The organism is Flavobacterium sp. N2038, from assembly GCF_025947185.1.
Taxonomy (GTDB): Bacteria; Bacteroidota; Bacteroidia; order Flavobacteriales; family Flavobacteriaceae; genus Flavobacterium.
This window is the reverse complement of record NZ_CP110001.1, coordinates 1298959-1323908: the sequence shown is the minus strand read 5'-3', so window position 1 is coordinate 1323908 and position 24950 is coordinate 1298959. Positions and strand designations below refer to the sequence as shown.

The window sequence follows — 24950 nt, the reverse complement described above, 5'->3', positions numbered from 1 at the left end:
TTTTATTTATCTATGAAGCTTTTGATTGTTTTCTTGAGCCCTTGCTGAGCTGTCATTGGAAGTGTATCAATCTCCAATGCTATTTTTATTTTTTGATTTGAAACACGATAATTTTCCGTTAATTTTTGTAATGTTTCTGAATTTAATGGCAACTTCATCAAATCCCCAACTCTTGCAATTTTATTAATAATGAATACTGGTATCGTCAGAAATACATTTCTTTTCTTACAGATTGAAGATATAATTTTTATTAAATCATTTGTTGAAAGAAATTCATCATCCGAAATATTATAAACTCCTGATGCAACATTGTCTTTTTCAATAATTGACCTAATTAGAAAACAAAGATTATCTACACTTAAAAATGAACGTTCATTTTTATAAACTGCCAATGGCCATGGTATGTTTTTCGAAACTAATTTGTAAAGCAAATTAAGATTCCCTTTATTCTCTGGTCCGTGAATCATACATGGTCTAAGGATAAAAACTTTCTTATCTTTAGACACATTTTTACTTAAAATATATTCCTCTGCTTTATGCTTCGCAATTCCATAGTGTGTTTGAGGATTAGGAATTGTATCTTCTTTCAAAATCCCTTCAACTTTATCTGCAACAGCTTTTACTGTACTTATAAAAATAAACACAGAAGCGGTTGAACACAAAAATGCATCAAACAATTGCTTGGTCAATTCAAAATTTGCCTCATAATATTCATTTGGAACTGAAACTTTTTTAAGGTCATGTGCTTTACCTGCTAAATGAACTACAACATCTGTATTTAATTCAAAGGTTTGATTAGGACTGTATCTAACACTCATCGCATTAATTTCCATATAATCTTTTAAATACTCGATAAGATGTGTACCAACAAAACCTGTAGCACCTGTTATAGTAATTTTCATTATTATTGTTATTTTACTATTAAGTTTACATTTACTAATAAACTGCTAGAAAATCATTTCTTTAATAGCTTGTGCGAAATTAAAAATCAATTCAACATAATTTTTTTAAAATCATCAATGTGTTTTAATTGTTCTTCAACAAAAAAAGAGCGAGAATATAATTGGCGATTCTTTAAACAATTTGCAGACAATCTATACATGTCTTCTTTGTTAGAACACAAATGCTTTAATTTTTCAACAATTTCATCAACATCTTTTAATTTCGAAACAGACTTAACTAAATATCCATTATAATCATTTTGCACAACATCTGAATTCCCACGTTCATCCAGAGTTACAACAGGAACTCCCATAGCTAAAGCTTCGACTATACAAACTGGTAGTCCTTCTTTCTTACTTGGAAACAGAAATACATCTGTAATAGCCAGAAATTTTTCTACTTGTGATGTATAACCAATATTAATAATGTTTTTATTTTTTAAGAGATCATTTTCTTCGTACTCATTTAACCCCGTCGGATGTATTGGATCCCTGCCTCCAATCAATAGCAAAACAATTTTATCTGGAAACTCTTCAAGCAATTTTACAAAACTATGATAAACTAAATCAAATCCTTTAAACTCAACAAATCTTCCTGTGTATGTAATTACAAATTTATCAACAATATTTAACTCTTGTTTTAGATGCAATTTATCTAAACTAGTATATTTATCTTTATTAAATTTTTCTATGTCACAACCAACCCCGCAAGAATTATACTTTAATGTATTTTTATTGAATATATTACTAACCAGTTTATAGTCTTTTTTATTAATAAGAAATCTCTTGTCCAACCTTACAAAACAAAAAAGTTCAACAATAGAAAACATTATTTGTCTAATTCCATTACTGGCATTCATTCCCAATCCATGAAAAGCTCCCCAATATTTGACATTTCTTTTTCTAAAGAAAATTGTTGGAAAAATTCCTGTGGTAAAATGCGCATAGATTAAATTTGGATTAATTCTTTCAACTATTTTTCGAATCAAAGAAGCACTTTTTACTAATTTTAATATAGACGTTGACCTTGGAATATCTACGGTATGGAATGTTAAATTATATTTGTCATAATCATACTTATCTACAATATTTATTACATTAGAATCTGAACAAACAATATGGATTTCATTTTGGTAACTTAAACTTACTGCAAGCTCAGCCAAAAAATTATTAAAACTACCATAATCTGTTATTATTATAAGAATTTTCATTTTTTGCAATACCTTATTTCAATAATTCTTTATACAAATTTATTTGCTGGTCTACCATACAATTTATATCATATTTTTTTGCCCGCTCAAAACCTCTCTCTGCTATTTTCCTATAATAAATATCATCAACCAGTAATGTTTTTATTTTTTCAGCAAGCTCTATTTCATTTCCTTTTTCAAACAAGATACCAAATCCATCAACCAATTGAGTAACTCCCGCTACATTTGAAGCAACAACTGGTTTTTTAGCAGCCATTCCCTCGATAACAGATAAAGGCATACCTTCCCAATGTGAACTAATAACTACAATATCGGACGATTTCATAAGTACAGGAACATCTAATCGTATACCTAAAAAGAACACTCGATCAATTAAATTCAAATCATCAACTAATTTTTTCAAATCTTCCTTAAACTCACCATCTCCAACTAAAACCAACTTAACATTTATTGGTAAATATTGTAATGATTTGACCGTAGTTACTTGGTCCTTCTGATAACGAAAACCAGCTACTTGAATTAATACTATATCATTATCACATAAATTTTTATCTATGCTGTTTTTTTTTATCGCAGCTGATCTATTAAATAAATCTAGATTAATTCCGTTTTCTACAATAACTAATTTACTTTCATTAAGATTTGCATGAAGCATCAATACTTTCTTTATTTCCGATGAAATACAAACAACTTTATGATAAATTTTATATATCTGCTTATCTATTAATCTAAACAATCTATTCTCCATTCTTCTATTTGAAGTACTATGCTCTGTAAAAACAAGTTTCGTATTAGAAAATGAAATTAATTTTGCAAATGCAACCCAATACTGAGCTGGAAAAAGATGAACGTGTAACAAATCATACTTACGCAAAAATGGAATTATCCTAAAGATATTTAAAGGACTATATATATTTTTTGAATTCAAATAATATATATTACAATTATTGAACTCTTTAAGCTTTTTTAAGTAGGGATAATCTGTCCCATCTATTAGCAATAAATCTACCTGACAATTTTTGACGTTGAATAAAGGAATGGTATCTAATAATAACTTTTCAGCACCACCAGTAACCATATTATTAATTACATGAAGTATTTTCATTTTAACACTAATAATTTAAAAATTAAATAATGTTTGCTATCTCTTAAGCTAAAATTATTTTTTAAAACCAACTTCGCTTTTTTCAAAAAAAATGTTTTTTTATCTAAAATTTTAAAGTAATCATTTATTAAATTTCTATTTGTTTCTGTAATTTCATCTTCATGATACGAGGTAAATTCTTTCAAATAACTTAACATTTTTTTGTCAGATAAAAAGGATTTATTCTTAAACAACCAAACCATCCTTTCTATCAAAGAAATATTTTTTTTTGTAGTTGCACTGTCATGCCTTCTATATAACATTAAAGGTTCATTTACATGATATACTTCTCCAAAAAGTAATGCAGCAATTGAAACATGATAATCATGAACAGAAGAATTTGGAAAAAATGGAAATAATTTTTCTTTTAAATTATTATTAAATACCATTGTTGACCCTTGGTAACCTGCGTTAGCAAATAAAAAATTCCTTAACTCTGGATCTTTTTTTAAATTATAATTGTTTTCAAATTTAACATCGAGAGATTCACTAACTAAAACTGAATTTGAAAACATTAAAACAGGAACTCCTTCTTTTTCAACCCTTTTCATAAAAGATACAGAAACCTCTATTTTATTATCAAACCAAACATCATCTTGATCTGCAAACATTGAATATGGTGCTGTACAATATAGAAGAGCCTGTTCAAAATTCTTCGAGACATGAAGATTTCCTAATCCATCTTCGATTAAATGAATTCTAGAATCTTTTTCAACATACTCCCGAATAATATCAATAGTTTTATCAATACTACCATCATCACGAATAAACAATCTCCAATCCGTAAATGTTTGAGATATTATACTATCTATTTGTTCTCTTAAATATTTTTCTCCATTGTATGTTGCCATTGCAATATCCACTACACTCATAATTCGAAATTAAAATCATATGGTCGTACAAAATCACTATGTACATAATTTAGCCAAACCATAAAAATACAAAAGATTAAAATTAATACTATTGTTACCCATCGAGGATTAACGACTACAATTAACATTGGCAACAAAAGACATTCGCTTATCCATAATAGATCAGAAGATCTAAAAGCTGCTCCAGGCAGAGAAGCTAAAAAAATCAATAAAAAAAAACCTAAACTGTACATTTTTAAGTAAAGATAAAAACCTTTAAATCGCACACCCAATTGTTTTATACATACCACTAAAGTTGTAAATATCAGAAGCTTTATTAGTACAAAAGAACTAAAAACATTTACTGTCGAAACTACATCTGTATTCCATTCACTATAAGCTAAAGCTAATGTCTGTACTTGAGGTATAGGAACCCTCATAAGTAAGGACAAAGCATCAATCCTCAAAAAATAAATTAAATAAGATATTGGAATAAGCAGAATATAAGTTAAAAGATATTTCTTATTATCTTTTAAAAAAAAGTAGAATACGAAAAACATTGAAAATGAGATATGAAAGAATGTAGCAAGTGCTAAAAAAAGAAATGTTTTCTTTGCTCTTTCATTAATCCAGTGATCCAAAGCGATGAATGTGAACCCAACGCCTACACCTGCTCTGATAGCATTCAAATCATGAATTACATAAGAAGTCGAAAAATAAACTGCTAACGATAAAAAAAAATAGGGCGATAATTTCTTTAACCCGTAAAACAGTAAAGAAATAGATAACAATGCATAAGTTACAAAAACAAGTTTTGTAGAGTCTAATAAATCATAACATATATAAGAAATTAATGAAAAAGAAGGCTCGGTAAATCCTTCTTCACCTTTAATCGCTACAATGTAATTTTCATAATCATTATCAACATTATCTGCACGAAATCCTGCAATCATAAAAAGAAGAGCCCACAAAAAAAAATACAACCAAAGGCTTTGGTTGGTTAATTTAAACTTATAAATCGAACCAAAACCAACAATTGTAAAAAAAACCATAAAATATACCCACATATTTTATATGTTTAAAACAAAAGAAACTAATTTAGAAGGTTTGTTATCTGCATTCATTTTGCAATATATTTCATGATTCTTAATACTTTTTATTCCCTTCAACTTCCTGTTTTTTAGCTCATCTAAATTTATATGATCAAAATCTAATTCTTCAAAATCTCCAATTTTACTATTTAAAGTTATACAAGTCATTCCGTAAGCAAGGTACTCAATAATCTTTGTTGGGCAAGCCACATTATTAACATCTAAATCATCTCTCAAAACAAACCCATAATGTGCTTTCTTATAATACCAATCTAACTCACTGGGTTTAACCGAATCTATTAAAATATTTGTTCTATCACTTAGTCCATGCAAATTAAATATTTCATTCATTTCATTTTTTTGCCCTGTCAATATATAAAAATAGATATTGGGTATATCAATCATACTTTTTATGACCTCCACCATCAATGGAACATTCTGATAACCTTGCATATTTCCAGCATAAAGAAAATTTAACTTATCTCCCTTTTCTTCAAACCCACTGTCAACATTTATAGTGTTAGGAAGTATTGGATAAACCAAGAATTCCGCATTTATGTTATCATACTTTTTACATAAATATTTCTTCATAGCATTAGTAACAACAATTATTTTTGTTGCTTTTTTAATTGCCAAGCTTTCAAGTTTTGAATAAACAAATTGTTTTAGCTTACCGTGTCCGGCCAGCTTTATTTCCTCAGGAATTATTCCATGAACATCTAATATTAAATTTTTAATTCTTAAAAGCGGCAAAAAAAACAACCCCACTAAACTCATTCCATAAAGAGAATGAGAATACACAATATCTGCCTTTTTTAATTTTCTCAATAATAAAGGAAATGAAAGCCAAATTGATAAGTTTATTTCAAAAACATTTCTATCAACTTCTTTAAATTCTGTTTTGAAAGTCTTAAACCGAGGAATCAAATATATTTTTTTATACTCACTACTCTCAAACATCTGATCAACAGCACATACTCTTTGCATCATTCCTTCTTTTATATTTTCGGATGTAGGAAATGGCGCTAAAAAAACTATATTCTTCATTTATTCAATTGCTTTTAATATCCTCAATGAGGCATTTCCATCACCATAAGGATTATGGGCTTTACTCATTTTTTCATACAAAAGGTTATCTGACATCAATAAAGATGTTTGTTTAACAATATCAGAGGTATTAGTTCCTACCAATATAACCGTTCCTGCTTCTACAGCTTCCGGTCTTTCTGTTGTGTCCCTCATCACTAAAACCGGCTTCCCAAGACTTGGCGCCTCTTCTTGCACACCACCACTATCTGTAATTATAATCTTAGATTGTTTCATTAACCAAACAAAAGCAGGATAATTCAATGGAGCTATTAATTTCACATTATCAACTTCTCCCAATATCTCATTAACGGGCTTTTGTACATTTGGATTAAGATGTACAGGATAAATCACCTGTACATTTTTATCTAATGCTATTTGTTTTAAAGCTTTGCAAATATTTACAAATCCCTCTCCAAAATTTTCTCTTCTGTGCCCTGTAACCAAAATTAAATATTTAGTAGTATCAACTATTGATTTCAAAAAATCTATTTGAAAATCTTGTACATTGTCAACTCTGTCCCTTGCATACAAAAGAGCATCAACAACAGTATTTCCTGTTACAGAAATACAATCAGAATCAACTCCTTCTTTTATTAAATTTTGCTTCGCTTGTATTGTTGGCGCAAAATGAATGTCTGCCAATCGACCCGTAATTTGTCTATTCATTTCCTCTGGAAAAGGAGATAATTTATTATAAGTTCTTAAACCAGCTTCTACATGGCAGATTTTTGCTCCTGCATAAAATGAGGCTATAGCAGTTGCGGTAGAGGTGGTAGTGTCACCATGAACAAAAACAAAATCCGGTTTAAAATCCTCAAGAATTGGCTTCATTCCAACAATAACATCAGCAGTCAGAGTAAACAAGTTTTGGCCAATTTTCATCAGGTTTAAATCAAAATCAGGTTTAATTTCAAAAAACTCTAAAACCTGATCTAACATTTCCCTATGCTGAGCCGTTACACAAATTTTTACATCATATTTTGCTTTGTCTTTTTGAAATTCTTTAATTAAAGGAGCCATTTTTATAGCTTCTGGTCTAGTCCCGAAAACAATAAGTATTTTTTTCATAAAATCATTTTTGAAAATCTTTCAAAACACTTTTTAGCTTTTTTAGATATGACAATCCATGCTTTAAATCTGGTTCAAGATAATTACCTTCTCCCCATTCATTCCATGATTTAATAAAAGCAATCCTTTCTTCCTCCGGTTTATCTTTAATTTTTTCTAGTACTTCACTAACATGTGTTCCAAAAAGCTCAGGATTAGAATTAAGATAAACATGTCCACCTAATCCGCTACGTGGAGTATGATCCCAATTAGGAATAATTGAAGGATGCACTTTTATATCTGAATCTTCTTTTCCAACAAAATACTTCATTGCATCTTTATATTCAAAAACAAACGGCAATGAGAAAACTTTTCTCTTAATCTTTTGAACAGCCTTTTTCTTAAAACTTCTGTATTTAACAAATTCAAACAGACGTACAACATTTATTGCATCAAAACCTTTAGACAAAATAATATCTCTTTTTCTAATATTCGGTGTTTGGCCAACAAAATAGATACCTTCAAGTCCGTTCTCGATAGCTAATTTTTGCCATAATTGAATAAAATAACTAACATCTGGAAACTCCAAAGGTTTATATATCATAAATAACGGTTTGTTATTTACACGTATATAGCGTTGATCTTTAAAAGCTGGGAGGAGCTCATTAAAATGTTGTATATAATCATCTTCTCCTAAATAAAGTTGTTCTTGTAAAATTTCTTTTTGACATGTACCTTCACTATTCCACAATTTAGCCATCCATGAATCATTTGCCCAAGCCAAACAAAATGGAAAATCTGGCTCTCCTGATTTTACTACCTCGTTGAACGGCTGTTCAATTAATCTTTTGCCATTTCCAAACCAATAGTGCCAATAACAAAAACCTTCGACTCCATGGTCCCTAGCCATGTCCGCCTGAGCTTTACGTGTCTCATCCACGCGCAAATCGTAATACCCTAAATCGGCTGGAACTTTTGGTTGATCATGTCTTTTAAAAAGCTTCTTGGCTTTACCTACATTGGTCCATTCTGTAAATCCTTTTCCCCACCACTCATCATTTTCTGGTATAGGGTGAAATTGTGGTAAGTAAAATGCAATTAGTCTTGCTTTATTTTCCATGATTATAATTATTTTATGATAAAGCTATTAATCATCTTAAATGGATTAATAACTAGGGTTTTAGATAAAATTACGATTACTAAGAAAGTGAATATAGTTTTTAATAAAATCGCAATCACTATTTGCTCAATACTAAATATATATACTGAAAAATATATTGCGACCGCAACAATCAACACACTAAAGAAAGGTTTCTTATGGTTTACTTCTAATTTAGAATACCATATCAAAATAAATAATTCTACAGTGAGTGCAAAACTAGAAACAATAGCAGCTGATACTAATCCTAATATTGGTAATAATATTATATTAAGTGTTATACTAATTGTAGCTCCAATAATACTAACTAGTGAATTTATTTTTGTTTTTCCTTTTGCGGTAATAATAGTACTATACAACATACTTAAAGATGAACTATATACTCCAATTATTATCATTGGAACATACCAATAAGCTTCGTGAAATTTCACATTAGACATAATTTGAAAAAATTCCTTAGAAAAAACAGATAAACAAAGAACCCCAATAAGTAAAACATAAACAAACGCATTACGAATTTTCTCAAATATCTCTACAAAACCTTCAGTACCCCAATTCTTAAAAATATAAGGTTCAAAAGCTTTATAAGCACCATAAGAAAATATATTAAGGATTAACGCTAAAGTTACTGCCGTACTATAAACCCCTAATTCACTTAAACTAAGATATTTGTCTATCAATATTCTATCAGAAATCGTAGTAATATAATAGGCTAATGACCCAGGAAGAAGAGGTAACGAAAATCGTAGTACTTCTTTTAACTGTTTTAAGCATATATTCCAAATAATATGATTCCGTGAAATATAAAGAAAAATAAAGGCATAAATAAAATTCACAAAAAGAGTTACATATAAAACTCCAATTGCGGAATAGTCATAATATACTACCAATAATAAAGTCAAAAGTAGGGTTATTACACCTCTGGAAACATTTATTATTGTAAGCAATAAAGGCTTTTCCAATAATCTAAACAGAGCTGAAGGCAATACTGCAAAAATATTAAAAAAGTTCGTTAAAATGCCAATAAAAATATAGGGATAAAAAGTAATTTTACTTCCAAAAAGTTTGAATAAACTATTTCCAAATAACAAAAAAAAGACTACCAATGCTAAATTGAATAAGATCGCAAACGAAGAAAGATTTCCAAGTAATTTTTTTTGGGCTTCACTATCTTCACATCTATAATAAAAAACTAAATAATACGTATTAATACATAAAAAACCAAAAGCTAATAAAAAAGTAGTTAGTGTTCCTACATAATTTACTATTCCATAGTCTGCAGGTGACAAATATCTAGTAAGTATTGGAAAAGATATAAAACCTAAAAGTCTTGGAATAATATCTCCTAAAGCATAAATGGTTGTATTTTTAATTAAACGTTTACTTTCTTTCATTTTTTATTTAATCAATTCTTTTAGCACAGTTAAATCAAAATCCTGCACATAATCCTGCACTAAACTATAATCCGTTACGGCATTAAAATGCAACATTTTTTCTAACTCAATTTCATCATTTGCAACCATTAATTTTTCTTCAGATCCATCAAATGGAGGAACCATCTTAAAGCCTGTCATATTGACCTGATCTTCTTCTTTAGGCTCAAATATTATATAATTAACCCCTTGTATTAAAGAATCTAACAAAACAGTAGATGTAGATCCAATAACTAAAGAGGAACGATTAAGAGACATTACTAGTGTTTCATCATCTCTAACATAAAAAGTATGATCTAAAAAAGCATGAACCCATTCTTTATTAATAGAGGGATGAACTCTATATCGGGCTTTTTTGACTCCAAGTTTTTTCAAAACTGATTGGACTTTGTATAAATAAAGAACAACCATACTTTTATCTGTATGAACAATATTATCATATTCATGTTGATGCCAATTGGCGGAAGAAACTGGAATTACTAAAATATTGTCCAAAGAAGATTTTAGCTCTTTATTTTTTGGAATATTTACATATTTGCGATTACCAACCACTTTAACTTTTGAAGGATCAAAGCCAATGTTTATATAATTTTGCTTTATTTTTTCACTCCAAACCATTAAGTAATCTGATCTATTATCAACTTCAAAAGAATATATCCCTGGTAATCCATGTGAGAAAACAAAAGAGGGCCTATCTAATTTTTTAAATATATCAATACTATATTTGCTATAAAAATATTGATCCGTATTTAGAAATAAAGCCCTAAAATCTTGTTTTTGATACTGCTCAAGAAGGTGGGATTGAAAATCTTCAAACTCTTGGTGTAATTTTGAATCGAGAAACATAAAAAAATCTTCATTTCTTATAAGATTTTTTGTTTTTTCATGCCATACAACAGTTTTATAATCCCCAAAAATATTATCCTTTCCTAAAGCATGCCAAACAGGTGAATAAGAATTAAAACCTAAACTTGATAACAAATCCTTCTCGAAATGAACTGTTGATAATATATTTAGTCCCTTCTTTTTATTTAAATTAGCATTAAAAAAAAGTGCATTGGTATATTGATATAAATTAAAAAGTCTCTCTTTCCAACCTATTACTCTATTTCTATGGTATACTTCTGCAATATGTCGCTCCGAATTATATATATGCCAATCCAATTCAATCTTGAAAAAATCTATATATTTAGAAGACAATTCATTATTTGTGTTCTCTTTTAAGTATTTAATAAGGTATTTATCCACTGAAAATTAAATGAAATATAATTAATTTAGTCTCTAATTTTATAAACTATTACTTTATAATTTTATTGAATCCAATTCAAAACGACTTCCTCTTTCTACATCAATTGTAATGGACTTTCCCAGTACCTTATTAAAAAACTTTGGATGCAACCCAAATCCTGGTCTAATTGAACGCACATTTTTATCAGTAATTATATCTCCAGCCTTCATATCCTCAACTACGTAAAGGGATCTCGAAAAATCTTTTCCTTTCGCTTGTTTTTCAGTTAAAGTATAATCCACCTTCCCAATAGCATTTTCTGCTTCACGCACTGCTTTTACCATAGCAGCGAATTCTCCTTCATTCATAGAAAAAGAAGCATCTGGCCCTCCTATTGATCTATCAAGAATAAAATGTTTTTCAATTATTTTTGCTCCAAATACCGTTGCAACAATTGGTACCGTAGCCCCCATAGTATGATCTGACAAACCGCTTATTACATTATAACGTTCAGACAAATCTTTTACCATACACATATTTGCCTCTTCAATAGGAGCCGGATAGCTTGAAGTACATTTCAATAATGCAATATCATTATTGCCCATTCTACGACATGCATCGAGTGCTAATTCAATATCCTCCTGTTCAGCTATTCCTGTTGAAATAATAATGGGTTTTCCTTTAGATGCTACATATTCTATCAAAGGAATATCGGTAATCTCAAAAGAAGCTATTTTATAAGCTGGCACATTCAATTCTTCCAAAAAGTCAACAGCAGTTTTGTCAAAAGGAGAAGAAAAACAAACTAGTCCCTCTTCTTTTGCAACTTTGAACAGTTCTTTATGCCATTCCCATGGAGTGTAAGCTTCCTTATATAAATTATAAAGATTCTTACCCTCCCAAATCGTTCCCTTAATCAAAAAATCTTCTTTATCAGAATCAATTGTAATTGTATCTGCAGTATATGTTTGAAATTTTATACAATCTGCACCTGCTCTTTTAGCTGCTCTAATTGTTTCGATTGCTGTTTCAATACTTCCATTGTGATTTGCAGAAAGTTCAGCAATAACAAAAACTTTACTTTGTTTGTCAATAATAAAATTATCTATTTTCATTTTTCTTTGTATAATGAAAGCTATTAAAGTTCTCATAGCTTAACATCTTTTGAAATATAAAACCTGATTTTTCAAAAGCGTACTTTGAGTTTAAATTCTTCTCTTTTATAAATGCGTTTATAACAAAATTTGGATTACTTCTTAAAAAGTAATCAGTTCCAATATTCAACATTTCTTTTGAATAACTTTTACCCCTATGCATGGAGTCAATAGATATTCCAATTAAAGCTTGTTGATTATTTTCTTTTTGTATTCTAATTTGCCCAACTTCTAAATTGTTTTCATTCTCAAAAACTAATATTAAACACGATTCGTCATTTAACTTAGCTTTAAACCACTTCTCATGATCTTTAAACTCAATAATTGTTGAATTATAAGAATTGTCTCTAACAAAAGGATCGTTTGCCCACTTAAAAAAAAGTTCAAGGTCATCTAAAATCGCATGTCTAAAATTTAACATAAAGTATTAGTTTTTGCATGTATTACTACGTCAATATAATTGCTCTCAAAAAAACAATGTTCAGATAATCTTGCATCTTCAGTAAAACCTGCATTATATAAGGCATCATACAATTTTGGCCTTAAGTCAAAGGCATATGTATAAATTTTGTGTAGATTTAATTCGTTAAAAGCTAGCTGCTCAATCAAACCTAAATATGTTATCCAATATGATTGAAAATGATTCATTTCTAAATCGGTTTTCATAATAAATGATATTTCGGCATTTTTATCAATCCAATTAATATGGACAAGTCCTCCATAACCAACACATATATCATTTTCTAAAAAAGAAAACAAAATTTGGCTGGGCTTTTCCTGATCAAAAAGATGAGATATTACATTTTTAAAGTAATACTCTTGATCTTCACTCGTAAGTGGTTTATCTTGTCGCAAATGATAAATTTGTTCATTCCTCCATTCCATAATTTTAAATCGATCTTCATAACGGATTGGAACAATTTTAAAGTTCTCAAATTCAAAAATTTGTTTCTCTAAACAGCTATATAATGACATATCAAGTTTAGTTTAATCTTTTAAATCCACCATGACATACTGGTCCTTTTAATAGATCTTCTATTTTTAAAACGTTACTTTCACATTTTGCGATAAGAGTATAAACTTCATCTAAAGCATTAAAATAAGATTCCAAATCTGCATCAGAATGAGTTGTAGATGCGTAAAAATTTGTACTTGCTAAAAACCCTTTTTCCAACATTTCCTGAGCTATTAGTGTTTTGTATAATAGAGCATTAGAACTATCAAAACTATAAGTACTTAATGCCGGAATTCCTGAAATCGAAATATTTAGATTATGCAGATCTGCCAATTTCTGCCAGCCATCTCGCATTTTAGTACCCGTTTCAGTGATAATTTCCCAAGATTTTAACTTTTCCATAACTTTTAGAGTGGCTAAAGCTGCTGTTGGACCTATTCTTTCAGTCCAAAACGTACTACTAATAAAAGTTTGCTGGGCAGCTTCCATTACTTCTCTTCTACCAACAACTGCAGTTAAGGCATAACCATTGCCTATTGTTTTGCCATACATAGCAATATCTGGCTCAACACCAAACTTTTGGTAAATTCCACCAAAAGTCTCTCTAAATCCTGATGTACATTCATCAAAGATTAGTACAATATTTCTTTCTGTAGCGAGATTTCTCACCTTTTGCAAAAAATTATCCTCAGGTCCAAAATTTCTAAGTACCTCCATTTTAATTACACCAATTTCATTAGTATTAACAATCGTAAGTAGCTCTTCAAAATTGTTATAATTAAACGGATAAACAGTATCTTTTAAGTTTTTAGGAACCCCTTTAGGACTAAGTCCTGCCAACAAATGACCAGACAATTCATCACCACCATCGTTATGATTTGCTGACAAATACCAATCATGCCATCCATGATATCCACAAATAGCTACTTTATCTTTTCCAGATGCAGCACGTGCTATACGAATCGCAATCGAATTTGCTTCACCACCACTTCTTGCAAAACGAACCATGTCAGCCCAAGGATTCAGTTCTACAAGTTTTTCTGCTAAGTAAACCTCTTCTGGACAATTTAGGGTTGTCATATTTCCATTTTTGATAGTTTCCAAAACGGCATTATCCACTTCGTCATTCCCATATCCAAGAGTATTAGTCCCAATCCCCATTATTGACATATCCAAAAGCTCCTTACCATCCAAATCCCAAATTTTGCATCCTTTTGCTTTTGAAAAATAAGATGGCCATAAATCTGGTAAAAACATCTCCGGCCTCTTAGATAATAACATTGTACCTCCTGGGATTAATGTTTTAGCTTTTTTATACAGTTCTTGTCCTGTCCCCATTATTTATCTTTTTTTAATGATTTCAATAATCCTTCATTTCTTATAATTTGATCATTTATACAAGCTAAATCATTTTCAATAATGAAATTTGTATATTCTTTCCAAGTTCTATCTGTACCTAATGAATTTACAAGGATTTCTATTAAATCAAAATCTCTCTGTTCGTCCACAGTCATCCTTATATTAGAAAAATCCGAAAGACATGGATAATTAATCGATGAAAATAAATTCCCTCCATTAAAATCTGAATTATTTCTTACATACAATGTTACATGTTCTCGATCCGAAAGTAATTTAGCTTCCTTCCAAGCTTTTTCAAGAGCCGAAAATTTAAATACTTCAATATCTTGCCCATCTGGAAAATTTTCAATCAATACATTTGATCCATAATCTTTATTATTCTGTTGAACAAATGTTACAATTTCATCAACTAAATTAGGATCTATTAATGGACAGTCTGAGGTAACTCTTACGATCCAATCTGGGTTTTCGTCTTTTACTGATTGATAAAATCGATCTAATACATCCAATTCAGATCCACGGTAAGTATCATACCCCCATTCCTTAACTTTATCGCAAATTAGTTGATCAATATCTAAAGTTGTAGTCGCTATTATTATTTTTGAAATATTCAAACATTTTTTTAACCTGTTTAAATGAATTTCAAGCAAAGATTTACCTTTAATTTCTTTTAAAATTTTCCCAGGAAGCCTAGTACTTCCTAATCTTGCTTGAGTAACTAAAACTGTTTTTATTTCCATAATGAAGGGTTCAATAAATCTAAATCTACGACTTTTAAAGAATTAACTTTATCAATTATAGTCTTAGTTGGCTTATAATTAAAAGCGTCTAAATTGTCTATAAGCTGCTTCTCAGAATCTACACCAATTAAAACTTGGTCAATTAGCTCTTCATTTAAGCAATAACTCAATGCTAAATTTGAAATACTTATATTCTCTTCTCTAGCAATGTTTTTTATCTCAATTAATTCAGATTGCAAACTTTTTGTTATAATACTATCATTAAAGTTCTCTTTAAAAAAAAGTCCCTGTAGAAAAGCTGACCTTGTATGAATAAGCTTTCCATTTTTCTTTAAACTGTGCATTAAATCACCGCGCAACGATATATTATCTAGTAAATTGAAAGGCATCTGTACCACAGAAATATTATCATCAAACAACAATATTTCAATTTGTTCATTTGTATAAACTGAAACTCCAATATGATTTATAATACCCTCTTGCTTAAATTTTTTCAAAATTCCGATATTGTTTTTATTCTTTAAATAAGAATCAAAAGAATGAAACATCAAAACTTCAAGAAAATTAACATTTAGTTCTTTTAAATAAGTATTTATTTTATTTTCAATACTTTCAACATCATCATGTGGTATCTTAGTTATGATATTAAATATTGAATCCGGATTTAATTCATGAAAATCACCTATTACTTTATGAGCGTCTCCATAAGCTTCTGCCGTATCTAAGGTATTAATACCTAATTCGAAGGCCTTTCTTAGAATTTTACAACTGTTTTCAAAGCTTACTTTTCCCGTTGTATTATTAATACCGTAATCTAAGCCCATCTGAACGGTTCCTAATATTATTTTATTATTCAATTTAGATATTTTTAATCTTAGTCTATTACCTGTAACTTGCGACAGTATCTTTCTTAAGGAGTGAAATACTGTATTTATCATAATAATTGTCGGTTGCATCAAGTACTTTTTCAGTATGATTCCAAGTCGACTTATCTAAGAGATAGTATAATTTAGACGATGTGAAAATTTCTTCATAATTCTGTTTAAATGAGAATGCAGTAAATTCATTAATATGTTCGTAAACATTCTTCAATGACTTTTCTGAGAAAAAATCAACAATAATTAATATACCTCCATTTTTTAGAACCCTATCGATTTCGGATATAACTTTAAATAAAATATCCCTATCAATAACATAAAAAACAAAACCAACAATAACAATATCAATAGAGTGATTTTCTAAACTCTCTAAATTATCTGCTGTTCCGTGTATAAAATTCACATCAGAAAAATGTCTTCTCCCATATTCTATAGCTTTCTCAGAAGGATCAATACCATAAACCTCACATTCTTTGTATCTAGATTTTAAGGCATTAATTCTATATCCAGCAGAAGATCCAATTTCGAGAACTTTTTTTGGATTCAGATTATACTCATCGATCAACGTAATGACTCTGTCTTTGTTAGAGTCATACTTCTTTATTATTGCTCGATTTCTATCAAACCAAGCATTAGCTTCGTAGGCAAGAAAAGATTCTTTCTGATTATTTTCTTTCATAATAAGAACTTATAATTTGAATAACAAATTCTTGTTCTTCTACTGTTAATGTTGGATACATTGGTAAGCTTATACAGTTTTTATAATATTCTTCAGCTATTACCATATCGCCCTCATTCCAACCCTGAAGTCTGTAATAAGGCATAAGGTGGCATGGGATATAATGTATTTGGGCAAAAATCTTATTTTCCCTTAAGAAGTTATACAAGCCAAGCCTATCTTCTACCTCTATAACATAAAGGTGGTAAGCATGTCCTTCTACAACACCCGATTGGCCTTTAATGTATAATTTATCAGCAAAGGCATCATTATAGATTGCAGCTATTTCCCTTCTTTTATTAATTCCTTCATCTGCCTTTTTCAATTGTGTTATTCCTAGAGCCGCCTGAAAATCAGTTAATCTGTAGTTATACCCAAGCGTCTGCATTTCCATATACCAACCAGGATAATTTTCCGCCTCAGGTGTACCTGCAGCAAAAGCAATACTGTTGGTATAATCAGAATCACTCTTAGTAATACCGTGTGTACGTAGCATTAATAGCTTATTGTACAATGCTTCATTATTAGTTGTTATCATACCACCTTCACCACAAGCAATGTGTTTTACTGGGTGAAAAGAAAATATCGCTAGATCAGCAAAATTTCCATTACCGCAATTTTGCTGTTTTCCAGTCTTATCAGTAAAATAGCCTCCTGGCGCATGACAGGCATCTTCAATAATCCAAAGCCCATATTCATCGGCAAGTTTTCTGAAAGCCTCAAGATCAATAGCTTTACCTGCAAAGTCTACCGGAATAATACCTTTATAAGTCCCTTTAGGAGATTCCTCAAGTAAACGTCGTACATTATTTATATCTAATAGATAAGTAGAAGGATCTATGTCAGCAAATACTACATCACCACCACAATACTTTATACAATTGGCAGATGCTGCAAAAGTTATTGGTGTAGTAATTACTTTATCACCTTCTTTTACATCAAGGGCAAGCGCACACAGATGCAGAGCAGCTGTACCGTTAGATAAAGCTACGGCATATTTACAACCAATATACTTTGCAAAAGCAGCCTCAAATTCGGCAATTCTAGGACCTTGAGTTAAGTAGTCAGACTGTAATGCCGAGATAACTGCATCAATATCTTCCTGAGTTATATTTTGGCGACCATATGGTATTGCCTTTCCCTCTTTAGTTAAATGTTGCATCTACGTGTTCTTTTATAAGTTCCCTTAAACCTTCTACAGTTTCCCATTCAGTATTAGTACCTGAGTTATAATTAAACCCCTCTTCTACTTTTTGAGCATCGAAGAAGGTGATAAATTTATCAAGGTCAAAATTAGGCACTGATGGAAGTATAGTAAAATACTTCCCTAAATCGAATGTATTATATGAATCTGATGAAGTGATCATCTCTTCGTGGATTTTTTCTCCTGGTCTGATTCCTATAATATTCAATTTGCATTCAGGAGCAATTGCCTCTGCTACATCAGTAATTTTGTATGAAGGAATTTTTGGTATGAATATTTCACCACCCCATGCATGTTTAATTGCATGCATAACCATATCTACACCGCCCTGCAGCGATATATTAAATCTGGTCATAGAAGCATCAGTAATAGGAAGTACCCCCTCTGATTTCTTTTTCATGAAGAATGGAATTACAGAACCATTAGATCCCATCACGTTACCATATCTTACAACCGAAAATTTAATTGGATTTCTACCTTTTATATTATTAGCAGCGACAAACAATTTATCCGATGTAAGTTTTGTAGCCCCATATAAGTTAATAGGTGCGCAAGCTTTATCTGTCGATAAGGCCACAACATCCTGAACACCTGTTTCAAGGGCAGCATGTATAACATTTTGAGCTCCTCCAATATTTGTTTTAATACACTCATCCGGATTATATTCTGCTAAGTGAACATGCTTCATAGCAGCAGCGTGAATTACAATATCAACTCCTTGAAAAGCTCTCATAAGCCTTTCTTGGTCACGAACATCTCCTAAGAAAAATCTAATCTGGGGATAGTCCTTCTCAGGATATTCCTGAGCCATCTGAAATTGTTTCTGTTCATCTCTCGAAAAAATTATTAATTTCTTCACTTTTGGGTAATGCTCAAAAATATGTGAAGTCAGTGATTTTCCTAAAGAGCCTGTACCACCTGTTATTAATATTGTTTTATTTACAAGATCCATATTATATTATTTTCTAAATTTATTATTATTAAAAGTATTTCAGCTTTATTTTACGATTAAAACCATTAGCTCAAACCTTTTAGTAATTTTTTAACAATTAACACTAAAACAATTAAAAAACCACCTAAAAAAGCCCCTATTGTTAATCCTTTAGCCTTTCCTACACGTTCCATTTTTAAAGGCAAAATTGGCCTATCTATTTCCTGAATAAGAGGTGTTTCTTTTCGTAGTGTAACTTTAGCCAATTCAGTTTGTTTTACAAGTTCAGTAAGTATAGCTGTATTAGCCTGAACATCTACTTGTCTCCTTGCAGATGGCGCCCTATGTACATTTAACGCGGGGTTTAAGTTAAATGTATTATCATTGGCAATAGCTACACCTGTAATAGAGCCATTAAGCTCTCTACGAATTGAATCTGTTTGGTATTGTAAAATAGACATATTGATTCTTGCTTTCTTACTTTTTGTACTTACATAAAAATCTGAAACTTGTTTTGCTAATGCCTCACAAAAATATTTAGCAAAAAGCTCATTTGTAGAAGTAACATCAATATTAACAATTGATATCTTTTTATCTTTTTGTGCAACTGTTAGTCCTCCTTGAGAGAGATTTCTATAAATAACTCCCATAATACTATCTTGTGCACGAGTGAATTTTTCACGATTTGCATAAGGCAAAAATTTAATAGATGCGAATTGTTGATTATCATTCCAACCTTTACGCCAGTTGTTATTTTGAATATACATTTCGGCTAATGAGATTACTTTTCCATTTAAAGTAACTGGTGATAAAAGAGTCTTTTCAACCATTGATCTAGATTTAAATAGTTCAGTTAAGTTTGAACCAGTAAATATTCCTCCTCCACTCCCCCCTAAATCAAATCCAAAAGAGCTAGCCAATCCTAATGCTCCTCCAATGCCTCCTCCACCTTTTTCATCTTCTAAGGCAAAAGATAAAGTAGCAGTATAAATAGGTTTTTTAATAAGTGAATATGTTAAACCTGAAACCGCTCCAATTAATCCAGCTAACATAATAATTTTCCATTGAGACAATAAATAAGCATACCATGCTTTTACTTCTATTATTAGTTCTTTTAACGATACCTCATCGTTTTCAATAGTTTTCTTTTCCATTAAAAATTATTTAAATGCTGTAACTATTAATAATGCCAAACTAGTAAGTACACTTCCTATACTAACCCATTCTCCAGTACTCATTTTTTTTGTCTCAGGTTTTTCCGGAACAACTATCTGTGAATCAGGCTCCACCCTTGGATATGATCTAAAAAACAAAAATGACTGAGTTACAGATGCTTTTCCGTTTGGATAAATAATATAGGCTTTTTTCTTCCACCCCTTACTATCTACACCTCCAACAGAATTTATATAATATTTAAATCCTTTTCCGCTTCTATATGGAATTTCGGAAGTAAGCAAGACATTTCCAGTAACTTTAACACCTTCGTTATAAACCGCTACCTCGATCTCATCTCCAGGAAATAAGGTAACATTAGAATAGTGATTTTTATCTTTTACAATTTTTTCCCAATTAACTGGAATTGTAGCATATTTTAGTTCATCTCTAAGTTTTTTTGACAACTTAGAACTAAGTGTATCTTTTTGTTTTAAATTCAAACCCTCTTGCTTTGATTTTGACAATTCTTCGTCTTCATCATTTTTTTTATCAAGATTAAGATTTATATTTTCTAATTGTTTAATCTGCTCCTCTTTAATTGGTCTTTTTATTTTCATACCATCCAGATTGGCAATAGATGTTAACCCTCCTGCTCGCATTACAACATTATAAACTGTTTCTTTTTTATTAGCTAAAACATATTTACCTGGATAAGTTACTGCTCCGCTAACTTTTACCATTTCTGGCTTTTCATAAACTGCCATTTTACGGATATTAATCACATCAAACGGTTTTAATACAAAATTTTTAATTTGTTCATTGTTATCAGCAGTAATTTCAAGTTCAACCAATTCTATACGTTTTGGATCAGCATCATCAATTACATCTGATTTTACCATTCTTGCAATTTCTACTCTTTTTGACGCAGAACCTGTCAGTCCACCTACCTGAACAACTAAATCATTTAAAGTTAAATTTTCAAAATACTCATATTCCCCAGGATTTTTAACCTCTCCATCAATAGTAATTTTATATTCTTCTCTAAAATCAAGAATCGAATAAACCGTAATAATATCTTCTCGTTTTAATTCAATATCAGCATTTAAATCCCCAGACAAAGCATTTCCTAAATCTACATTGACAATTTCAGTCGTTAAATCAGTCTTTAAGCGAATAATTCTTGCTCTTTTTGTATAAGCATCTTCTTTTAATCCTTCGGCTCTGGTAATAAGATCTGAGATTCTCATACCATCATTATAAGAATAATAATCTGGTCTGAAAACTGCTCCTTCAATTTTAATACGATTTTCAAATCGATTTAAAATTTTAGTTACTCTGAAAACATCCCCAGATTGTGGCAAATATGAATTATATTCACTTTCATTGATATCATGTACCTTAAACTCTTTTCCTGTTTTTTGCATCACATTCACAGATGCTGTATATGCAAATTCGTTAAATCCTGAAGCAAAAGACAATAGATCTGTAAATGTCTCTCCTTTTTTCATTTCAAAAATACCAGGACGTTTTACTTCCCCTTCTACTACAACCCTCTGAGTATAAGCAGGAATTCGGATTACATCATTATCTCTTAAATTTACATTATCTGATTGATCTCCTTTTACTAAAAACTTATAGATATCAATATTTTTATAAACCTTATTATTTCTAATTAATTCTATATTTCTGTAGCTACCATTTTTTCCAGGACCACCTGCTAAATGCAACGCATTATAAACAGAAGCCAAAGATGAAATAGAATAATTCCCAGGTTGTTTACCGCCTACAATGGTCACTTTAATAGTTCTAATATCACTTAAACTAACACTAACCTGAGATTGTCCAGATCTAACAGTACTGTAAACTCTGGCAATTGCCGCTCTTATTTTTTGTGAAGCTGCCTCGATAGACATTCCTGCTACCGCAATTTGTCCAACATTTGCAATTGAAATTTTACCTTCAAAATTTACAGGTACAGTATCCTCAAATTGCTGAACACCATATATACTAACTTCTAATTTATCTCCTGGCCCCAGAACATAATTTATTGGCGTTGCCATTTTTAGATCTGGTTCAAAATTCAAAGTAGGATTATCAAACAATTCAGAGCCAAAAATCAAAGCATTTAAGGAATCCTTTATTTTTTCATTTTTAATTTTTTCCTGTTTTCTTCCAAACTCAGAATCTTTATCTATCTCTTTTGATTTATCATCTTTCTTTTTATCCTTATCTTTTTTGTCCTTATCCTTCGAGTTCTTCTTTTCATATTCTGTTACCCGAATTCTTAATTTATCAAATTCGTTTTGACTCATCCCTTTTGACAAAGCCATAGATTCAACATCATTTATTGTCGCATTATTACTTTTTAATTGAGAAATTATTTTAGCAATTTCATCATCTGATAAATAATCAACTTTTACAGTGCTTAAATCTTTAGACTTTATAATATCCTGAGCATTTGCATTAAAAGACATTAGCAAAATACAAAACAGAGTAAGAACATATATTATCTTTTTCATATATAATTTAGAATTTAACCTTGAAATTTGGTTCAAAAAACTGCTTAAAGTTTTTTATGAATATTGTTTTTGATAATAATCTTTGTAAGAACCTGATGTTACATTTTGCAACCATTCTTCGTTATTCAGATACCAATTAATCGTTTTTTCTAAACCTTCTTCAAAAGTAACAGATGGTTTCCATCCTAACTCTTTATTAATTTTTGAAGCATCAATTGCATAACGCAAATCATGACCCGGCCTGTCTTTTACATATGTAATTAGTTTTGCAGAAGTCCCACTTTCTCTTCCTAATTTTTCATCCATAATTTGGCATAATAATTTAACCAAATCAATATTTTTCCATTCGTTGAAGCCCCCAATATTATATGTTTCATGATTTTTTCCTTCATGAAAAACTAAGTCTATTGCAATAGCATGATCTTCAACAAAAAGCCAATCCCTTGTATAATTTCCATCTCCATAAACCGGCAAAGGTTTATTATTGATAATATTATTAATAAAAAGCGGAATTAATTTTTCGGGAAAATGAAATGATCCATAATTGTTTGAACAATTAGTTAAAACATAAGGTAAACTATAAGTTTCACCATATGCTCTCACAAAATGATCAGAACTGGCTTTTGAAGCAGAATAAGGAGAATTAGGATCATAGGAAGTTGTTTCAGTAAATAATCCTTCTGCTCCTAATGAACCATAAACTTCATCTGTACTGATATGATAGAATCTTTTTCCTTCAAAATTATCTTTCCATTGGTTTTTAGCAGCATTTAACAAATTCATTGTTCCAATGACATTAGTCTTTACAAATGCTAAAGGGTCTTCAATAGAACGGTCAACATGAGACTCTGCAGCTAAATGCAACACTCCATCAAACTTATGAATAGCAAAAAGTTCGTTTATAAAGTTTTCATCTACAATATCTCCTTTTACAAAAGTATAGTTGGGCTGATTTTCTATATCTTTAATATTTTCAAGATTTCCAGCATAAGTCAGAGCATCTAAATTAAAAATTTGATACTCTTGATATTTATTAACAAAACGCCTAACTACGTGCGAACCAATAAAACCTGCTCCTCCAGTTATAAGAATTTTTTTCATTTTAAATTTCAATTAATTTAATAAATCAGAATTCTGCTTTTCTAATTCACTATAGATGTCTTTTACATCTTGTGAATCTTCTTTTTGCAAAATCAAATTAGCACTATCTGTGTGAACAAAAATAACATTTTTTAACCCTAAAAAAGTAGTATATTTTTCCATTCCAATTACCATATTTCCATTATTATCAATGGGATGGCCTTTAGAAATTAAATAATCATACACCGATTCAAAAGAACCTAAATCTGACCATGAGAATGACGCTGGAACCACTTTTATTCTTTTACTGCGCTCCATTACAGCATAATCAATACTAATTGATGGAATTTCTAGCGATAAATCAAAATCTAAGAATCCATTTTTACTAGATTCCCATACAATCTTAGATTTTTCATAAACATCTGGCTGAAATTGTTTCAATTCGTCTAAAAGAACTCCAGCTTTGAAACAAAACATACCACTATTCCATAAAAAATTGCCTCTTGCAATAAATTCTTTTGCAGTAGTCTCATTTGGTTTTTCTCTAAATGAAATTACTTTGTCTCCTTTAGACTCGATATAACCATAACCTGTTTCTGGCTTAGTCGGTATAATCCCAAATGTCACAATAAAACCTTCCTTTGCTTTTAATACAGCTTCTTGAATAGCATTATTATATTCTTCAATTTTATCTATAATATGGTCAGAAGGCGTTACAATTAATATATCATCAGGATCTGATGCAAAAGCAGCAAATGCAATTGCAGCAGCAGTATTCCTAGGTGTGGCCTCAACTATATTGATATATGAAGTCGCCGTTTTATCCATCACTGCACCACTTAAATGGTGATTATCTACATTTCCAACCACCATAACTTTACCAGCAAGGTGACTATTACGATCAACAGTCATTTCAAATAAAGATTTACCTTCAAATATCTCCAAATACTGCTTTGGTCTGCTTTTACGTGAAAGCGGCCACAATCTACTACCTACCCCTCCAGTTAGGATTACATGTGTAATTGTTTTTTCTGTACTCATTATTTTAAAATAAAAAAGAAGT

23 protein-coding genes are annotated in these 24950 nt (G+C 30.3%); all 23 read right to left on the bottom strand.

All coding sequences use genetic code 11. The features are described from left to right. Window positions 1-2: 2 nt before the first annotated feature. The 23 genes from OLM51_RS05965 to OLM51_RS05855 all read right to left on the bottom strand — a co-directional run bounded on the left by OLM51_RS05965 (window position 3) and on the right by OLM51_RS05855 (window position 24928). Window positions 3-902 (bottom strand): NAD-dependent epimerase/dehydratase family protein, encoded by a 900-nt coding sequence (locus OLM51_RS05965; protein WP_264553439.1) that lies wholly within the window; start codon window positions 900-902, stop codon window positions 3-5. Window positions 903-988: 86 nt separating this feature from the next. Beyond that, window positions 989-2152, bottom strand: a complete 1164-nt coding sequence (locus OLM51_RS05960; protein ID WP_264553438.1) for a glycosyltransferase — start codon at window positions 2150-2152, stop codon at window positions 989-991. 13 nt (window positions 2153-2165) lie between these two features. Beyond that, window positions 2166-3257 (bottom strand): glycosyltransferase, encoded by a 1092-nt coding sequence (locus tag OLM51_RS05955; protein WP_264553437.1) that lies wholly within the window; start codon window positions 3255-3257, stop codon window positions 2166-2168. Further along, the gene (locus OLM51_RS05950) at window positions 3254-4168 is read right to left on the bottom strand and encodes a glycosyltransferase family 2 protein (protein WP_264553436.1); all 915 of its coding nucleotides are present in this window, start codon (window positions 4166-4168) and stop codon (window positions 3254-3256) included. Before OLM51_RS05950 ends, OLM51_RS05955 begins: the two co-directional genes overlap by 4 nt. Beyond that, window positions 4165-5214 (bottom strand): EpsG family protein, encoded by a 1050-nt coding sequence (locus OLM51_RS05945; protein WP_264553435.1) that lies wholly within the window; start codon window positions 5212-5214, stop codon window positions 4165-4167. Before OLM51_RS05945 ends, OLM51_RS05950 begins: the two co-directional genes overlap by 4 nt. Before the next feature lie 3 nt (window positions 5215-5217). Further along, window positions 5218-6285, bottom strand: coding sequence for a glycosyltransferase (locus tag OLM51_RS05940; protein ID WP_264553434.1), 1068 nt, complete (start codon window positions 6283-6285; stop codon window positions 5218-5220). Continuing rightward, on the bottom strand, window positions 6286-7395 hold the full coding sequence (gene wecB, locus OLM51_RS05935; protein WP_264553433.1) for a non-hydrolyzing UDP-N-acetylglucosamine 2-epimerase: 1110 nt from the start codon (window positions 7393-7395) through the stop codon (window positions 6286-6288). 4 nt (window positions 7396-7399) lie between these two features. Further along, the gene (locus tag OLM51_RS05930; RefSeq protein ID WP_264553432.1) at window positions 7400-8494 is read right to left on the bottom strand and encodes a glycoside hydrolase family 99-like domain-containing protein; all 1095 of its coding nucleotides are present in this window, start codon (window positions 8492-8494) and stop codon (window positions 7400-7402) included. 8 nt (window positions 8495-8502) lie between these two features. After that, complete coding sequence (locus OLM51_RS05925; RefSeq protein ID WP_264553431.1) at window positions 8503-9927, bottom strand: lipopolysaccharide biosynthesis protein; 1425 nt, start codon at window positions 9925-9927, stop codon at window positions 8503-8505. A 3-nt stretch (window positions 9928-9930) separates the two neighbouring features. Continuing rightward, complete coding sequence (locus OLM51_RS05920; protein ID WP_264553430.1) at window positions 9931-11214, bottom strand: hypothetical protein; 1284 nt, start codon at window positions 11212-11214, stop codon at window positions 9931-9933. A gap of 54 nt (window positions 11215-11268) precedes the next feature. Further along, on the bottom strand, window positions 11269-12345 hold the full coding sequence (gene pseI / locus OLM51_RS05915) for a pseudaminic acid synthase (RefSeq protein WP_264553429.1): 1077 nt from the start codon (window positions 12343-12345) through the stop codon (window positions 11269-11271). After that, entirely contained in the window at window positions 12296-12769 is a 474-nt protein-coding gene (locus tag OLM51_RS05910) for a GNAT family N-acetyltransferase (protein WP_264553428.1), read from the bottom strand. The genes pseI and OLM51_RS05910 overlap by 50 nt, the downstream gene beginning before the upstream one ends. Continuing rightward, entirely contained in the window at window positions 12763-13323 is a 561-nt protein-coding gene (locus OLM51_RS05905) for a GNAT family N-acetyltransferase (RefSeq protein WP_264553427.1), read from the bottom strand. Before OLM51_RS05905 ends, OLM51_RS05910 begins: the two co-directional genes overlap by 7 nt. 7 nt (window positions 13324-13330) lie before the next feature. Continuing rightward, window positions 13331-14641 carry an aminotransferase class III-fold pyridoxal phosphate-dependent enzyme gene (locus OLM51_RS05900; RefSeq protein WP_264553426.1) on the bottom strand — a complete coding sequence of 437 codons (1311 nt, stop codon included), beginning with the start codon at window positions 14639-14641 and terminating at the stop codon, window positions 13331-13333. After that, window positions 14641-15402, bottom strand: coding sequence for a glycosyltransferase family protein (locus OLM51_RS05895; protein ID WP_264553425.1), 762 nt, complete (start codon window positions 15400-15402; stop codon window positions 14641-14643). Before OLM51_RS05895 ends, OLM51_RS05900 begins: the two co-directional genes overlap by 1 nt. After that, entirely contained in the window at window positions 15393-16259 is an 867-nt protein-coding gene (locus OLM51_RS05890) for an aldo/keto reductase (protein WP_264553424.1), read from the bottom strand. The genes OLM51_RS05895 and OLM51_RS05890 overlap by 10 nt, the downstream gene beginning before the upstream one ends. A 25-nt stretch (window positions 16260-16284) precedes the next feature. Beyond that, window positions 16285-16959, bottom strand: a complete 675-nt coding sequence (locus OLM51_RS05885) for a class I SAM-dependent methyltransferase (protein ID WP_264553423.1) — start codon at window positions 16957-16959, stop codon at window positions 16285-16287. Continuing rightward, window positions 16946-18160 (bottom strand): UDP-4-amino-4,6-dideoxy-N-acetyl-beta-L-altrosamine transaminase, encoded by a 1215-nt coding sequence (gene pseC / locus OLM51_RS05880; protein ID WP_264553422.1) that lies wholly within the window; start codon window positions 18158-18160, stop codon window positions 16946-16948. The genes OLM51_RS05885 and pseC overlap by 14 nt, the downstream gene beginning before the upstream one ends. Next, window positions 18144-19154: a UDP-N-acetylglucosamine 4,6-dehydratase (inverting) gene (gene pseB / locus OLM51_RS05875; protein WP_264553421.1), complete on the bottom strand. Its 1011-nt coding sequence runs from the start codon at window positions 19152-19154 to the stop codon at window positions 18144-18146. The genes pseC and pseB overlap by 17 nt, the downstream gene beginning before the upstream one ends. Before the next feature lie 65 nt (window positions 19155-19219). Next, complete coding sequence (locus tag OLM51_RS05870; protein WP_264553420.1) at window positions 19220-20287, bottom strand: Wzz/FepE/Etk N-terminal domain-containing protein; 1068 nt, start codon at window positions 20285-20287, stop codon at window positions 19220-19222. A gap of 6 nt (window positions 20288-20293) precedes the next feature. Further along, the gene (locus OLM51_RS05865; protein WP_264553419.1) at window positions 20294-22807 is read right to left on the bottom strand and encodes an SLBB domain-containing protein; all 2514 of its coding nucleotides are present in this window, start codon (window positions 22805-22807) and stop codon (window positions 20294-20296) included. A gap of 54 nt (window positions 22808-22861) precedes the next feature. Continuing rightward, window positions 22862-23908, bottom strand: coding sequence for a dTDP-glucose 4,6-dehydratase (gene rfbB, locus OLM51_RS05860; protein WP_264553418.1), 1047 nt, complete (start codon window positions 23906-23908; stop codon window positions 22862-22864). Window positions 23909-23920: 12 nt separating this feature from the next. After that, window positions 23921-24928 (bottom strand): mannose-1-phosphate guanylyltransferase, encoded by a 1008-nt coding sequence (locus OLM51_RS05855; protein ID WP_264553417.1) that lies wholly within the window; start codon window positions 24926-24928, stop codon window positions 23921-23923. Between the last annotated feature and the right edge of the window lie 22 nt (window positions 24929-24950).